Here is a 16,006-nt window from a genome sequence, read left to right as displayed (position 1 = left end):
GTCGCCGGCATGGCTCGTCAGACGGATGGGATGCCCTATCCAGCCAGCACGGCAAAACGGATTCAGGCTTCGCGCAATCAGCCCCACCTACTACTTCCGCTTGGGCGGCCCACCGATTTCCGCTGGTCTGACGAAATAGTCGCGCAGCGCGTGCATCGCGGGGCTCAGCTCGATGTTCTTGCGCCACGCAAGGCCGACGCTCATCGGCGGCACCGGGTCGCGTAACACGATCGTCTCGATGCGCCGCCCCTCGAGCGACCACGGCCGATACACCATGTCGGACAGAATCGCGACGCCGCTGCCGTTCGCGACCATGCTGCGCACGGCCTCCACGGACGACGTGCGCAGGATCACGTTGGGCCGATACGGCGTCTCGCTCCAGTAGCGCAGCGCGGTCTGGCCGGCCTCGTCCACCGTCAACATCACGAACGGTTCGTTCGCCACCTCCGCGAACGTGACGCTCTCGCGCTTGAGCAGCGGATGATGCGCGCCGACCCACAACCGACGCACCGAATGGATCACGGGCTCCAGCACGAGTTCGGGATTCGACACGTTCGACGTCAGCAGCACGGCCATGTCGTAGCGGCTCGCGATCAGCCCCTCTTCGATCGACTCGCGGTTCAGTTCGTGCAGGTTGATCGTCAGCCGCGGATAAAGTGTGCTCAGGCGCAGCACATGTTGCGGCAGAAAATAGCCGAGCACGGTGTAGCTCGCGGCGATCGCGAGCGTGCCCGTCACCGTGCTTGCGAGGTTCGGAACCCGCATCGCCTCGTCGACCGACGACAGGATGGCATACGCGTGATTGAGAAAGCGCCAGCCGGTGTCGGTGAGCGTCACGCCCGCGGACGTGCGCAGAAACAGTTGCGTGCCGAGGCTTTCCTCCAGCTCCTTGATCGCGCTCGTCACGGCCGACTGCGAGATCGTGAGCTGGATCGCGGCCTGCGAGATCTGGCCAAGCTCGGCCGTGGCGACGAAGTATTTGAGCTGTCTGAGGGTCAGGGCCATGGCCGACGGGAAGCGGAGCGGTGCGCAATAAATATCATATCGATCGCGCGACCGCCACCGGCGGGGATCCATGAAGGCCCCGAAGTCCAGCCGGGGCCGGGCTCGCGCCCGTTCTCGTCGATATCGAAAAAATCGATACGTCGCATACAAAAATAGAACTATTTTGACGTCCCGTGCGCGGCTAACCTCCTTTCGACACTGCTTCGGCTCGCGCAGCAGCGCGCATCGACCGAGAACCTGGAGGATCCCCAAGCATGAGCAAGCAAAGCGTCGACCTGAATTCGGACATGGGCGAAGGCTTCGGCCCGTGGACGATCGGCGACGGCGTCGACGAACAGATCATGCCGCTGATCAGCTCGGCCAACATCGCCACCGGCTTTCATGCCGGCGACCCGAACATCATGGCGCGCACGGTGCAGCTGGCGCGCGCCGCCGGCGTCGGCATCGGCGCGCATCCGGGCTTTCGCGATCTGGTCGGCTTCGGCCGCCGCGCGATCGCCGAAACGCCGCAGGCGCTCGTCAACGACATCGTCTACCAGCTCGGCGCGCTGCGCGAGTTCGCGCGGCTCTACGGCGTGCGCCTTCAGCATCTGAAGCCGCACGGCGCGCTTTACATGCACGCGGCGGCCGACGAGGCGTTCTCGCGGCTGCTGATCGAGACGCTGCAGCGCGTCGATCCCGGCCTGTGGCTGTACTGCATGGAAGCGTCGGCGACGTACCGCGTCGCCGCCGAATACGGTCAGCCGGTGGTGCGCGAGTTCTACGCCGATCGCGACTACGACCGCAGCGGCTCGATCGTGTTCACGCGCCGCGTCGGACGCCTGGATCCCGGCCTGGTCGCCGACAAGGTGCTGCGCGCCTGCATCGACGGCAAGGTGCATACGATCGAAGGAGACGACATCGACATCGATTTCGACTCCGTCTGCATCCATAGCGACACGCCGGGCGCGCTCGAACTCGTGCGCAGAACGCGCGACGCGCTGGTTCGCGAAGGCATTCGCACCGCCGCCCCGCTACCGCTCGCCGCACATCACTGATTCAAGGAGACGCATGATGGCATTGCACGATATCGTCAGCCCGCTGCCGGGCACCTTTTACCGCCGTCCGTCGCCCGACGCGGACTACTACGTCGCCGTCGACGCGCCCGTGATGGCGGGTGCGGTCGTCGGCCTCGTCGAAGTGATGAAGCAGTTCACCGAGATCGAAGCCGACGTGTCGGGGCGTGTTGCCGAGCTGCTCGTCGAAGACGGCGAGCCGGTGGACGCAGGCCAGGTGCTGATGCGGATCGAGGAGTGACGCGATGAGCCTCGCAACTTCCTCCGGCACGTTCTATCGCCCGTCGCGGATCCGGACCGTGCTGGTCGCGAACCGCGGCGAGATCGCGGTGCGCATCATCCGCGCCGCACACGAGCTCGGCATGCGCGCGGTCGCCGTGGTCAGCGACGCCGACCGCGACAGCCTCGCCGCGCGCATGGCCGACGAAGCGATCCACATCGGCCCGTCGCATGCGGCGAAGAGCTATCTGAATCCCGCGGCCATTCTCGATGCCGCGCGCCGCTGCGGCGCAGACGCCATTCATCCCGGCTACGGCTTTCTGTCCGAGAACGCGGCCTTCGCCGCGCAGGTCGAGGCGGCCGGCCTGATCTTCGTCGGCCCCGACGCGCACGTGATCGCGACGATGGGCGACAAGGCCCGCGCACGCGAAACCGCGCAGCGCGCCGGCGTGCCGACCGTGCCCGGCAGCGACGGCGTCGTGCACTCGCTCGAAGAAGCGCAGGCAGTCGCTGCGCGCATCGGCTATCCGCTGATGATCAAGGCGGCCGCGGGCGGCGGCGGGCGCGGCATCCGCGTCGCGCACGACGCCGCGCAACTCGAGGCCGAGCTGCCGCTCGCGCAGCGCGAGGCGCAGGCCGCGTTCGGCAACGGCGGCGTCTATCTCGAACGCTTCATCGCACGCGCGCGGCACATCGAGGTGCAGGTGCTGGGCGACGGCCGCAACGTCGTGCACCTGTTCGAGCGCGAATGTTCGCTGCAACGGCGACGCCAGAAGATTCTCGAGGAGGCGCCGTCGCCTTCGCTTACGCCGGCGCAGCGCGACGCGCTGTGCGAGTCGGCGACGCGTCTCGCGCGAGAAGTCGGCTACCGCAGCGCGGGCACGCTCGAATATCTGTACGACGACGCCCGCGGCGAGTTCTACTTCATCGAGATGAATACCCGCATCCAGGTCGAGCATCCGGTGACCGAGGCGATCACGGGCATCGATCTCGTGCGCGAGACGCTGCGCATCGCCGACGGCGAGCCGCTGCGTTTCGCGCAGCAAGACATCGCGATGCGCGGCGCGGCGATCGAATGCCGGATCAACGCGGAAGATCCGTTGCAGGATTTCCGTCCGAACCCTGGACGCATCGATACGCTCGTGTGGCCGACCGGCGCCGGCACACGCATCGACTCGCTGCTCTATCCGGGCTACGTCGTGCCGCCGTTCTACGACTCCCTGCTCGCCAAGCTGATCGTGCACGACGAGAGCCGCGCGGCCGCGCTGCAACGCCTCGCGCGCGCGCTGGGCGAGCTGCACGTCGGCGGCGTGAAGACCACCGCACCGTTGCACCTCGCGCTGCTCGCGGACGACGACGTGCGGGCCGGCCGCTACCACACCAATTTTCTCGAAGCGTGGATGCCGCAATGGCGCGAGGCCGTGACGGCCCGCGCCCGGCAACACGCGGATACGGAAGCAGACGCCACGCGCGTCGGGGAGGCACAGTGACGGCCCGTTATACCTTCGGCGGCGACGAGTTCGTGTTCGTCGAGATCAGCGAATCGATGTCGCTCGACGCCTTCTTCAAGGGCACGGCGATCACGCGCGAACTGCAGCGCCGCGCGGTGCCGGGCATCACCGAGATCTGTCCGGCGAACGCGTCCTACCAGGTGCGCTACGACCCCGACGTGATCGAGCCCGACGCGCTCGTCGCGCTGCTCCGGACGATCGAGACGGAGGCCGGCGATGCGCCGCTCGAACTCGACACGCGTATCGTCGAGGTGCCCGTGCTCTACAACGACCCGTGGACGCACGAGACGATGATGCGGTTTCGCGAGCGTCATCAGGATCCGACGTCGACCGATCTCGAGTACGCCGCGCGCATCAACGGCAAGCGCGACGTCGACGAATTCATCGCCGCGCACTCCGGTTCGCCGTGGTTCGTCTCGATGGTCGGCTTCGTCGCGGGGCTGCCGTTCATGTATCAGATGGTCGAACGCGCGCGCCAGCTCGAAGTGCCGAAATACCTGCGGCCGCGCACCGACACGCCGAAGCTCACGGTCGGGCACGGCGGCTGCTTCGGCTGCATCTACTCGGTGCGCGGCGCGGGCGGCTACCAGATGTTCGGCGTGACGCCGGCGCCGATCTTCGATCCCGCGCAGCGGCTCGACTATCTGCACGACTTCATGGTGTTCTTCCGGCCCGGCGACATCGTGAAGTTCCAGCCGATCGATCGCGCTGCGTACGACGCAGCAGTGGCGGCCGTCGACGCCGGAACCTTCTCGCTGCGGGTGCGCCCCGTGAAGTTCTCGCTCGACGCGTTCCGGCGCGATCCCGATGCGTATAACCGTTCTCTCGTCGAGGTGCTGCATGCCGACTGATCCGCACGATCTGATCGAGGTTCTGAAACCGGGCCTCGCCACCTCCGTCCAGGATATGGGCCGGCAAGGCTGCTATCACGTCGGCATTCCGCCGTCGGGCTCGCTCGACCAGTACGCGTCGCGCGCGGCGAACCTGCTGGTCGGCAATCCCGAAGAGGTGGCCGTGCTCGAATGCACGCTGCTCGGCCCCGAACTGCTGTTCCATATGGACGCGCTCATCGCCGTCACCGGCGCCGAGATGACGCCGAAGATCGACGGCATCGCGCAAAGCTGCGACGTCGCGCTCCGGATTCGCGCGGGCAGCGTGCTGTCGTTCCAGTACGTGAAGGCCGGCGCGCGTGCGTATCTGGCCGTCGCGGGCGGCATCGACGTGCCGGTCGTACTCGGCAGCCGTTCGACCTATACGCTCGGCGCGATCGGCGGCCTTGCGGGCCGGCGCCTGCAGAAAGGCGATCGGCTGCCGGTCGGCGCCGTGCACGGCGCGCCGCGCGAAGGGCGCGAACTGCCGGCATCGATGCGCCGGCCGCTCGACAGCCACGTCGCCCTGCGCGTGCTGACGGGCCTGTACCACCACCGGCTGACCGACGCGTCGGCGCAGACGTTCTTCGACGATGCGTGGACCGTCGCGCCCGAGGCGGACCGCATCGGCTACCGCTACAAGAACGGGCGGCCGCTGCAGTTTCGGCCGCGCGAACAACCGTTCGGCGCGGGCGCGGATCCGTCGAACATCGTCGACGCATGCTATCCGGTCGGCTCGATCCAGGTGCCGGCCGGGCTCGAGCCGATCATCCTGCATCGCGATGCGGTCTCCGGCGGCGGCTACGCGACCATCGGCACGGTCATCAGCGCCGACATGGACCTGATCGGACAGATGCAGCCGAACCATCGCGCGCGCTTCGTGCCCGTGACGATGGCCGACGCGCTCGCGGCACGCCGCGCGTACCGCCAGCGCCTGGCGTTGCTGCGCGCCGCGCTTCAGGGCTAGACGCCGCGCGGCCCGGCGCCGCCGGCACCTTTTCTCGCTCCGCATTCATTCCCGCGCGACCGCGTGCCGCGCGGCGGATGCGTGCGCGCCGTTTCAGCCGGACCGGTTGCCCATCCGACGTCGGGGCAACCCTGCGGAAGCAGTTGCCGCGGCCAGGACGTCGTTCGCAGCTTTGCTCATCGAGGAGCACCACCATGGCCAACCTGGCTCATGCCGACGCCGACGAGGATCTCGACCTGTCGACGCTCGCCATTCCCGATCACGCGCGCATGCCGCCCTTCTCGCTGACGATGGCGTGGTGGGCCGTGTGCAGCGCGGTGTTCTACATCGTCGTCGGCGCGACGCTCGCGCTCAGCTACGGCGCCCGCAACGCACTGATCGGCATGGCGCTGTCGGTCGTGTCGTACGGCGTGGTCAATTCGATCATCAGCCGCTACGCGATACGCACGGGCCTGTCGGTCGCGCTGTTCTCGCGCGTGCTGTTCGGCAGCGCGGGCGCGGCGCTCGCCACCCTGATCTTCTTCGCGACGGCAATCTACTACGCGGTGTTCGAGGGTTCGGTGATCGCGGTCGCCGCGCATCACCAGTTCCCCGCGCTCGACTACAAGTGGGTCGCGCTGATCGTGGTGTGCTACAGCGTGCCGCTCGTGTTCGGCAGCGTGCAGCATTGGCTCGACAAGTTCAACGGCACGCTGCTGCCGTTTTACCTGATCGGCCTGTGTGCCGCGGTCGGACTCACGACGGCGGAGTACGGCTACAACGCCGCCTGGCTCGATTTCGGACCGGCAGGCGGCGCGCCGGCCGGCGGCTGGTGGCAGTGCTTCGTCTACTACATGGGCGTGTGGGTGCTGATGATGTTCACGTTCGACTACGCGCGCTTCGGCCGCAAGGAGGACGCCAGCTATCACGGCCGCTTCAACTTCGGCATGCCGTTCTATCTCGTGACGTTCCTGTTGAACGGCGCGGTGGGCATCTACGTCGTCAGCACGACGCCGGGGCTCGGCACGCTGTCCGAAGTATCGGTCGTGCTCGCGCTGCTGAAGCTGATGGGCGTGTGGGGGCTGCTGTTCGTGTGGGTCACGCAGTCGCGCATCAACACCGCGAACTACTATCTCGCGACGGTCAACATGCAGGCGTTCTTTCAGAAAGTGGCCGGGCTGCGCGCACCGAAGTTCGTGTGGGCGGTCGTGGTGGGCGCGGTGGTGTACGGCTTGATGATGGCCGACGTCTTTTCCCGGATTCTGCAGGCGCTCGCGTATCAGGGCATCTTCGTCGTCGCGTGGGTCGCAGTCGCGCTCGCGCACATTCTCTCGGACCGTTACGGACAACTCGTGGGCGACGACATCGAATGCCGCGACGCGCACGTGCCGACCTTCAATCCGGGCGGCCTGATTGCGTGGTTCGCGGGCGCGTTCGCCGGACTCGCGCTGAACCAGGCGTCGGGATTCGCCGCGTCGCTATCGGCGCCGGCGACCTTCGTGGTGTCGTGGCTCGCGTATCGCGCGCTGCTGGGCGCGGCGAAGCGGACGTGGTTCGTGCGGAACGTGTAAGAGCGCGCATTGGCTGGTGTCCGGCGAGCGCTGTTTCAGCCGGTTTCGTTCTTCCGAAGGTGGATTGAACAGGCTGCTCGGTTCAATTTGCCCGCTGCCGACGTGACCCGACGCGGCGCGGAAATGCGGCTCGTCTCGCCTGGAAAGGACGAGCCGCGGAAAGCAAGGAGCGACCTGAACGGCACCGCTGGGTCGCCGAACGCACGCATGCCTGCTTTGCCGGCAGTTTCGGTAGACTATGCATTCGTTTCGAGCGTCATCTCGACGTTCTTGCTGCATTGCTCTCGCCGGCTACTGCCGTCATCTGCTCACGCTTCGTCGATGACCTGTGTCAGCCGGCCTTGGCATCGCAATGCGCTGCTGCGCGTCGCGCGCCGCAGCTGCCCGTTCCGCAAACCAGCGACGACCCCGACCGATGATCACGATTCGCCTGCTCGACGCCGCCGACGCGGCGCAATTCAAATCCGTCCGCCTTCGCGCTATCGACACGTCGCCGACCTCATTCCTGCCTACCCACGCCGAAGAAGTCGTGGTGCCGCTCGAAGCATTCGCAGCGCGCATCGCACCCACGCATGAGCGCGCGGTGTTCGGCGCATTCGAAGACGACACGCTCGTCGGCATCACCGGCGTGCGCCGCGATGCGCGGACGAAGGTCGCGCACAAGGCGACGATCTGGGGCGTGTTCGTCGATCCCGCGTATCGCGGGCGCGAGATCGCCCAGTCGCTGCTCGAACGTGCGACCGCGCATGCGGCGCAGGCGTGGCAATGCCGCCAACTGCTGCTGTGCGTGAACGAGATCAACGGCACCGCGGAACGGCTGTATGCATCGCAAGGGTTCGTCCGATTCGGAACGGAGCCCCGGTCGCTGTTCGTGGACGGCCGCTTCTACGATGAACACCACATGGTCAAGATTCTCGCGTGACGCGATCGCGCGCGTACGAAACGCCGCCCACCGGGCGTATCAGCGCCGATCGGTGATCGACGTGTCGACGACTTGCCCCGCGATCGTCACGTTCGCGAGCGTCATCGCGCTCACGTTGAACGCGTAGATCGGACCCGGCGACGTGACCGTCGCCACCCCCGACGCGACCGGCGTGCCGAAGTCGCAGTTGCTGATCGTCACGCCGGAAATCGGCTGCACGGCCGGCGTCGGCGGCGCGCCGTTGTAGTCGAACGCGACGGGCCCCTGCGCGACGATCGCCTGGAAGCACGACGCGCTCACGCCGTTCAACGTCACGTTGCTCGCCTTCACGTCGGAGATCGTCACGTTCTGCACGACGGGCGGCCGCGTGCGCACCGCGTCGTTGGCCGGCTGATAGTCGCAGTCGAACGTGACGATGCCGCCCTGTGCGGCCGACGGATTGCCGGCCGCCGCCGTGACGACGCCGAGCGCGACGCTCGCGTTGATCGGGCTGCCGGCGAGCAGCGCGCTGCCGTAGCCGCCGCCCTTCAGGTTCACGCCGTTCGGCAGCACGACGCCTTTCACGTGGAAGTCCTTCACGTAACCGCCGCGGTTCATGTTGGTCTTCACGCGAATCGCGATGTTCAGCGGATTGGTCTGCCAGTTCGCGTTCAGCATCGACAGGTTGGTCGCATAGATCTGCTCGACGCCGCCGCCCATTTCGCTGCCGAGCGTAATCCCGCCGTGGCCGCTGTTCATCGTGCAGTCGCGAATCAGGTGTCGCTTCGCGGGCCCGTATTCGGTGTCCCGATCCTTGCCCGACTTGATCGCGATGCAATCGTCGCCGGTGTTGAACGTGCAGCGCTCGCACAGCACGTCGGTGCACGCGTCGGGATCGAAGCCGTCGTTGTTCGGACCGATGCTGTTGGTCGTCACGCCGCGGATCACGACGTTGCGGCTCGCGGTCGGATGATGCTGCCAGAACGGCGTGTTCTGCGTCTGGTAGTTCTCCATCAACACGTTCGTGCAGCCGATGAATTCGACCATGCACGGCCGCAGATAGTGGCCGAGCCCGAAGATGCGCCGCTCGACCGGCACGCCGGCTTCGGACAGTGCGGGCAGGTAGTTCTGGTCCTGCTGCCACGGCGTGACCGGCGAGGTGAGCAGCGCGTAGAGCGCGTCCGGAATCGCCGGTGCGACGAGCCGCAGATCCACGTTGTTCGGATTCGCGAACGCCTGGCTCGGCACGGACGCGTTCCCGCCATACGCGCCCGACGAGCCCTTGTAGGTCCACCAGCAGACGCTGCCGGCTCCGCTACCCGCGAAGGGCGTCATCGCCTGCCCGTTCAGCACCGACGTCGCGCCTTCGCCGGTCAGCGCGATGTTGGTCGCATTGCGCGCGTAGACGGGCGCGCCGTAGTTCAGACAGTCGTTCGCCTGCCAACGGCTGTAGTACAGCCGGCCGTTCGCGCCGCAGTCGACCGGGCCGTCCTTCGCGTAATCGGCCGGGTTCGGACTGAAGTAGATCGTGCAGTTCACGCTCAGATGGAAATTCACGTTGCTCTGCAGCACGATCGGCCCCGCGCAGTACCAGTTGCCGGCCGGCACGATCACACTGCCACCGCCTTCACGCGCGCATGCGTCGATCGCCGCGAGAAATGCCGGGCGCGAGTCGAACGCGCCGGGCGCGGTCGTCAGTTCGGCGCCGGGGCTCACCGGCGATTTGGCCGACGGGTACGGCGACGTCTGCGCGACGGTCGCGCACGAGCGCGCGCCATAGTGCGTCACGTCGAATTCGCGGTGGCGGAACGCGCGCCGCGACACATGCGCGAGCGATGCGGCGATACGCGCGGCCGCGCCGTGCTCGCCCCAGATCGCGTCGGGCGCAACATCGGCTGCGGCGACGTGGGCGAACGCACGGGTGGCCGCGAGTGGACCGCCGAACACTGCCCCGCCGGCGAGCGTGCCGGTCCAGCCGATGAAGTCGCGGCGCGTCAGCCGCTTCGAAGAAGGCGAACGGGCGGGCAAAGACGAACGGCGACGGCTTGCGGCCATGGGCATTTCTCCGGAAGGGGGTATCGGGTCGTGTGCGACGCGACCATATTCGTACGTCGTCGTATCACATGGGCAAGTCTAGGCGCGTTCGTGGTCGGGCATGTATTTGTCGTTTACCCTCGATTCTCGCTGCACAAATTCGGATGTGTGCGCGCACTCACGTGAGATCCGTGAGCGTCGGTGAGATATGTCGTCGTATGTTTATGCGCACAAATTGCTGCCTGCGCCCCCATCGCGTTCGATGAATCGGGACGGTTCTCGGGCACCTTCCTCATGCGAGCCGGCTTGTGAAAGACTCGAGCGCCACGTATGAACACCTTCACCGCGCCAACGGCTTCGCGTACGTCCGACATCTGGCGGTGTCGCCATGTCGCCAATCGGCCATAACTCTGCAACACCTACGCGCAGCGCCCTTCGAATCGCCTACCTGCCTCCGTGATTCCGCCTCTGTTCAACGCCCCGCCCGTCGCGCTATCGTTGCTCCACCTTCACCACCAGGAGCTGCCTTTGCCTTCCCGCCACGGAGTCGACCTCACCCGCGCCCGCGCGCTGTTCGACCGCGAGCGCCGCGCGTTCGCCGAAGCGATGCCGAGATCCCGCGCACTGTCCGCGGAAGCCGCCGAGCACTTGCTGTTCGGCGTCCCGCTGCACTGGATGCAGGATTGGTCGACCCCGTTCTCGCTGTACGTGAAGGAAGCGCGCGGCGCGACCTTCACCGACGTCGACGGCCATCGCTATGCCGATTTCTGTCTCGGCGACACGGGCGCGATGTTCGGCCATGCGCCGGAACCCGTCGCCCGTGCGCTCGCCGAGCAGGCGACGCGCGGCTACACGACGATGCTGCCGAGCGAGGACGCCGCCTGGGTGTCGCGCGAACTTGCGCGCCGCTTCGGGCTGCCGGTCTGGCAGTTCGCGCTGAGCGCGAGCGATGCGAACCGTTTCGTGCTGCGCTGGGCGCGCGCGGCCACCGGCCGCAACACGATCGTCGTGTTCAACGGCTGCTACCACGGCACGGTCGACGACGTGTTCGTCGATCTCGTCGACGGCCGCCCCGTGCAGCGCGACAGCCTGCTCGGGCAGGCGTACGACCTGCTCGCGGGCACGCGCGTCGTCGAGTTCAACGATCTGGGGGCGCTCGAAGCGGCGCTGAAGGACGGCGACGTCGCGTGCGTGCTCGCCGAGCCCGCGATGACGAACATCGGGATGGTGCTGCCCGAACCCGGCTTCTGGGATGAAGCCCGCGCGCTGACGCGCCGCTACGGCACGCTGCTCGTGATCGACGAGACGCACACGATCAGCAGCGGGCCCGGCGGCTATGCGGTGGCGCACGGGCTCGATCCCGACGTGCTGGTGGTCGGCAAGCCGATTGCCGGCGGCGTGCCGTGCGCGGTCTACGGGTTCAGCGCGGCATTCGCGGAGCGCGCGAAACGGGCGAAGCTGAACGCGCCGCCCGGGCATTCGGGCATCGGCACGACGCTCACCGCGAACATGCTCGCGATGCATGCGATGCGCGCGACGCTGAACGAAGTGGCAACGGACGCGGCCTACGCGCACATGTTCGAACTGGCTGCACGGCTCGCGTCCGGGCTCGAACAGGCGATCGCGACACGCGGGCTGCCGTGGTGCGTGACGCGCATCGGCGCGCGCACCGAGTTCCAGTTCGCGCCGACGCCGCCGCGCAACGGCACGATCGCCGGCCGGCAGCTCGACAGCGAGCTCGAGCACATCGTGCACCTGTACCTGCTGAACCGCGGCGTGCTGATCACGCCGTTCCACAACATGATGCTCGTGTGCCCGCAGACGACTGCCGACGACGTCGACAAGCTGGTCGCGCAGTTCGACGCGTGCCTGGGCGAACTCGTGTGATGCGGTGACGCGCGCTCGACGTCGCGGGAAGGTGCCGGCCGCGTCGAAGCGGCCGCACGTCGCGAGACGCGCGTGCGGCGTTCGGTGAGATCGACGAAGTCATGCGCTCAGTAGCGCGATGGACGTGACGCACGAGAATGCGCGCGAGAATGCGCATGAACGTTCGGCTGGCGGCGCTGGCGAGCTAACGTGAGCGGACCCACTCCACCGCGCTCCCCCCACCCGCAAGCAGAATCACCGCCCCGCCGCCGACAACGAACCGAAGAACGTCGCAACCTTCGCCTTGCTCGTCGTCTGCAGACGCGACATGAGCCTGTGATCGACGTGCCGCAGCCCGTAAGTTTCGCCGATGTCGCGCTGCATCCGGCACCACAGATGGCTCGCGATCTCCGCGTCGACCATCGCGCGGTGCGCGCGGCCGGCCTGCGGCAAGCGCAGCAGGTCGGCGAGGCTCGACAGCCGGTGGCTGCGCGCATGCGGGTAGAGGCGCCGCGCCACCAGCATCGTGCATGCAAACGGATGGTCGGCCGCGACGCCGAGCGAGCCGAGTTCGGCCTGCCAGAATCGCTTGTCGAACCCCGCGTTGTGCGCGACGACCGGATGGCTGCCGACGAACGCGGCGGCTTCCTTCATCACCTTCGACACCGGCGGCGCCGTCGCGATCATCTCGTTCGTGATCCCGGTGAGCGCGACGACGTCGGACGGAATGCGGCGTCCCGCGTTCATCAGGCTCTGATAGCGGTCGACGATCTCGCCGTCGCGCAGCAGGATCACGGCGATCTCGGTCGCCCTGTCGCCCAGGTTCGGGGAAAGCCCGGTTGTTTCGAAGTCGAGTACCGCTACGGTTTGCATGCGCGAATCAACGGAAAGATACGTGGCGTGTCGGTCGCGACGCGTCGCGCCGACGGAAAGGCGCCATAGTATCCCGGGACACGGCCACCGGCCGCAACTGCCGCGCGCATACGCAGGCGCGGAGCCGCCGCCGTCGCCAGCGCGCACCCACAAGCAACCGCGGCGATGCGCACGCCCATCGACCCGAGCACCGCATCGCCGCTCGCCGCTGCGTCAACGACAACTGAAACTCCCCGCCGAATTCACGTCGCCCGAGCCGTTGTAGCGCGCGACCTGCGGATACGGACACAACGGACGCGTGCGGCCCGCGCCCCACGACGTCGGCACCTCCGCATTCGGCAGCACGTTGCTCGCGTCGCGCGCAGTCGCGACGATCGCGGCCGGCGGCTGCCCCTGCTCGACCCACGCAACCAGCGGCGTCAACATATCGAACTGATCCGCCGCCGGCCCGCCCGAACAATGATTCATCCCCGGCACCGGATAGAACCGCGCGAAATCCGACGCATCCCCGCCGTTCGCCTGCGCGAGCCGCGCATACCAGTCGCGCGTGTCGTTGAACGAAAACACCGGATCACCGGTGCCGTGATAGACGAGCAGCTTCGCGCCGCGCGCCTTCAGCGCCGACAGGTTCGTCTCGTCGGGCGGCGTCATGAACGACCAAGCGGACTCCGCATACACGCCGCTCGTCGCGAAGATCGCCGGCGCGTCGTTATCCATGTCGAAGCCGAGCGCGAAGCCGGGCAGGTTCGCGAGCGTCGCCGCGGGCTTCGGCGGCGTCATGAACGTGAACGCCATCGCGGCCGGGTCGAGCGTGACCGAATTCGCCTGCTTCCACGCAGCCCAACCGCCGCCGGCGATGCCCGGATCGTACGGAAAGCTCGCGTACAGCGCCGCGCCCGCGCTGTTGCGCGCGCCCGCGAACACGTTGGCGAGCGCCGTCTTCTGCGCGCCCGTCAGGCACGCGCCGGTGCGCGCGCCGTTCGCGCAGGTCGGGATGTCGGCGTCGACGCTGAAATGCGCCTGGCACGCGGCGACATCCTGCACCATGCCGTCCGCGACGCCGTCGAGCGCGTCGCATTTCTCGACGATCTTCGCGCCGACGAACTGCCGCTCCGCGTCGGTGAAGCCGCTGCGAAGGTCCGGCAGCCCGTTCGCGCCGGTCGCCGACGCGATCTTCGCGAACTGCTGCGCGCCATACATCTCGCCGATCGCCGCCTTCGGCAGATGGAAGCCCGGATCGCCCGCAATGATCCCGTCGTAGTCGGCCGCATTGCGCGCCGCCGTCACCATCGCGTGACGCCCGCCGTTCGAGCAGCCGCCGAAATAGCTGCGGTCCGGCCCCTTCCCGTAGGCGACGCGGATCACCTGCTTCGCCATCGGCGTCAGCGCATCGACGGCCGCGTAGCCGTAGTCGCGGCGCGCCTGCGGATCGAGCCCGAACAGCGGGTTCTGCGCGCCGCTGTGCCCGGAATCCGAGCTGATCACCGCGAAGCCCAGGTTCAGCGCATTCGTCAGCGGCCCGCCGCCGCCGATCTCGCCGGTCGCCGTCAGCACGTTGCCGTCGAGGCCGCCGTTCGCCTGGTAGAAGAAGCGGCCGTTCCACGCCTTCGGCAGGCGCATCTCGAAGCCGATCGCGTAGGTCTTGCCGTCCACGGGGCTCACGCGCTCGTTCATCTTCCCGGCGATCACGCAGTGTTCGGCGATCGGCTTGCCGGCCACCGTCAGCGCGCCCGCGGCGGCGGTCGTCACCGACGTGAACGACGTGTTCGCATACGCGAGCCGCGCGGCGAGCGCGTCGCAGGTCTGCGTCATCGCGGCCGGCGTCGCGGCGCTCAAATGCGGGGAAGCCGGCAAGATCGAATCGTCGCCGCCGCAGCCGGCGAGGATCGCGGCGGACAGCGGCGCAACGCAAAGGAGTACGGATTTGTTCACGGTGTCTCCGTTTCGTCAGGAACGTGGCTCAGAAGAAATGCTTGACGCCGATCATCGCGCCGAGCTGGTTCATCCCGGCGCCGGGCGTCGTGCCGGGGCCGCCGCCGCTGACCGCGTAGCGCGCGTGCGCGCTGTTCCACAGATACGAGGTCTGCGCGTAGACCGACGTGCGCTTCGACAGCGCGTAGGTGGCGCGCAGCGTCGCCATCGTCGCGCGCGTATCGTGCGCGGTGTTGACGATCCGGTAGCCCTGGCCGTCGACGGTGAACAGCGGCGTGAACGCATACGACGCACCGACGAAGAACAGGTCCGAACGTGCGCCCGGCGCGGCAGGCGCCTCGGTCGTCACGCGCCGCCCGAGCCAGCCCGCGCCGATGCGCGCATGGCCGACGTTCACGTAGCCGCTGACGTGCGTGCGCGCATCCTTGTCCGCGCGGGTCGTGAAGGCGGCGGGCGCGACGCCGTCGAAGAAGCTCGCCGCCGCGTTCGCGCCGCCGCGCTGCTCCTCGTACGACGCGGCAATGCCGAACAGCGCGCTGTCGTACTTGAGCATCACCGACCAGTCGCGGCATTCGACCGCGTGGCCCGGCACCTGCCCCGCGCACGTGCCCTGCCCCGGCGAATTGCCGGTGCCCGCGCCGTCGCGGCCGAACGAATAGCCGGCGCCGAACGTGAAGCCGTAATTCGTGCCGTCGTACGTGACCGCGTTGTCCGCGCGGCCGTTCGGCACGTAGGCGTCGAGCGAACCGAGGCCGTAGATGTCCGGGCCGACGATGTCGGCGCCCTGCAGCGCGAGGTAGGTCATCATGTACTGACGGCCGAACGCGAGCGTGCCGAAGCCGCTCTTCAGCCCGACGAACGCCTGCCGGCCGAACAGCCGGCCGCCCTGGCCGAGATCGCCGCCGCGCACGTTGAAGCCGCTCTCGAGCACGAACACCGCCTGGTAGCCGCCGCCGAGATCCTCGGTGCCGCGCAGGCCCCAGCGCGAAGGCAGTTCGCCCGTCACGGCGGGCATGCGCACGACGTGGTCGCCGGCCGCGTTCGCGTGCGACACGTATTCGATGCCGGTGTCGATGATTCCGTACAGCGTCACGCTCGACTGCGCATGCGCGCTCGCCGCGGCCAGCGCGCATGCGCCGGCGGCCAGCAAGGCTTTGGTGTGCTTCATGTCGATTGTCTCCATACCTGCGTCGAATTCGCGCTCTGACGGCGCTCGTGGTTGAA

At 67.9% G+C, this 16,006-nt stretch carries 13 protein-coding genes; 8 read left to right on the top strand and 5 right to left on the bottom strand.

Annotation, left to right across the window (positions count from 1 at the left end; genetic code table 11):
* Positions 1–90: 90 nt before the first annotated feature.
* Positions 91–1,005, bottom strand: coding sequence for a LysR family transcriptional regulator (locus tag WJ35_RS20375; protein ID WP_069239849.1), 915 nt, complete (start codon positions 1,003–1,005; stop codon positions 91–93).
* Between the two features lie 254 nt (positions 1,006–1,259).
* Between WJ35_RS20375 and WJ35_RS20370 the strand changes: the two genes are divergently transcribed.
* The 7 genes from WJ35_RS20370 (at position 1,260) to WJ35_RS20340 (ending at position 8,098) form a co-directional block, all read left to right on the top strand.
* Complete coding sequence (locus WJ35_RS20370) at positions 1,260–2,042, top strand: 5-oxoprolinase subunit PxpA (protein WP_059888833.1); 783 nt, start codon at positions 1,260–1,262, stop codon at positions 2,040–2,042.
* Between the two features lie 16 nt (positions 2,043–2,058).
* The gene (locus WJ35_RS20365; RefSeq protein WP_034193784.1) at positions 2,059–2,301 is read left to right on the top strand and encodes an acetyl-CoA carboxylase; all 243 of its coding nucleotides are present in this window, start codon (positions 2,059–2,061) and stop codon (positions 2,299–2,301) included.
* A gap of 4 nt (positions 2,302–2,305) precedes the next feature.
* A complete protein-coding gene (locus WJ35_RS20360; RefSeq protein WP_059561701.1) occupies positions 2,306–3,769 on the top strand; it encodes an acetyl-CoA carboxylase biotin carboxylase subunit in 1,464 nt (487 codons plus the stop codon).
* Complete coding sequence (locus tag WJ35_RS20355) at positions 3,766–4,641, top strand: 5-oxoprolinase subunit B family protein (RefSeq protein WP_059461523.1); 876 nt, start codon at positions 3,766–3,768, stop codon at positions 4,639–4,641. Before WJ35_RS20360 ends, WJ35_RS20355 begins: the two co-directional genes overlap by 4 nt.
* Positions 4,631–5,626, top strand: a complete 996-nt coding sequence (locus WJ35_RS20350; protein WP_059561697.1) for a biotin-dependent carboxyltransferase family protein — start codon at positions 4,631–4,633, stop codon at positions 5,624–5,626. Before WJ35_RS20355 ends, WJ35_RS20350 begins: the two co-directional genes overlap by 11 nt.
* A 194-nt stretch (positions 5,627–5,820) precedes the next feature.
* Complete coding sequence (locus WJ35_RS20345; RefSeq protein WP_059462809.1) at positions 5,821–7,176, top strand: purine-cytosine permease family protein; 1,356 nt, start codon at positions 5,821–5,823, stop codon at positions 7,174–7,176.
* A gap of 415 nt (positions 7,177–7,591) precedes the next feature.
* On the top strand, positions 7,592–8,098 hold the full coding sequence (locus WJ35_RS20340) for a GNAT family N-acetyltransferase (protein WP_069239848.1): 507 nt from the start codon (positions 7,592–7,594) through the stop codon (positions 8,096–8,098).
* A 39-nt stretch (positions 8,099–8,137) separates the two neighbouring features.
* Here the strand turns inward: WJ35_RS20340 and WJ35_RS20335 are convergent, their stop codons facing one another.
* A complete protein-coding gene (locus WJ35_RS20335; protein WP_069239847.1) occupies positions 8,138–10,132 on the bottom strand; it encodes a glycoside hydrolase family 28 protein in 1,995 nt (664 codons plus the stop codon).
* A gap of 507 nt (positions 10,133–10,639) precedes the next feature.
* On the opposite strand from WJ35_RS20335, the gene WJ35_RS20330 reads away from it, so the two are divergent.
* Positions 10,640–11,998 (top strand): aspartate aminotransferase family protein, encoded by a 1,359-nt coding sequence (locus WJ35_RS20330; RefSeq protein ID WP_069239846.1) that lies wholly within the window; start codon positions 10,640–10,642, stop codon positions 11,996–11,998.
* A gap of 234 nt (positions 11,999–12,232) precedes the next feature.
* On the opposite strand, the gene WJ35_RS20325 is transcribed toward WJ35_RS20330, so the two are convergent.
* The 3 genes from WJ35_RS20325 to WJ35_RS20315 all read right to left on the bottom strand — a co-directional run bounded on the left by WJ35_RS20325 (position 12,233) and on the right by WJ35_RS20315 (position 15,950).
* Complete coding sequence (locus WJ35_RS20325; RefSeq protein WP_014724296.1) at positions 12,233–12,850, bottom strand: PolC-type DNA polymerase III; 618 nt, start codon at positions 12,848–12,850, stop codon at positions 12,233–12,235.
* 213 nt (positions 12,851–13,063) lie between these two features.
* Positions 13,064–14,782 (bottom strand): tannase/feruloyl esterase family alpha/beta hydrolase, encoded by a 1,719-nt coding sequence (locus WJ35_RS20320; protein ID WP_069239845.1) that lies wholly within the window; start codon positions 14,780–14,782, stop codon positions 13,064–13,066.
* 28 nt (positions 14,783–14,810) lie between these two features.
* Positions 14,811–15,950: a porin gene (locus tag WJ35_RS20315; RefSeq protein ID WP_069240587.1), complete on the bottom strand. Its 1,140-nt coding sequence runs from the start codon at positions 15,948–15,950 to the stop codon at positions 14,811–14,813.
* Positions 15,951–16,006 lie beyond the last annotated feature (56 nt).

The organism is Burkholderia ubonensis (genome assembly GCF_001718695.1).
GTDB classification, from domain to species: domain Bacteria; phylum Pseudomonadota; class Gammaproteobacteria; order Burkholderiales; family Burkholderiaceae; genus Burkholderia; species Burkholderia ubonensis_B.
Note: the sequence above shows the minus strand (reverse complement) of the source record. Positions and strands in the feature narration are given on the sequence as shown.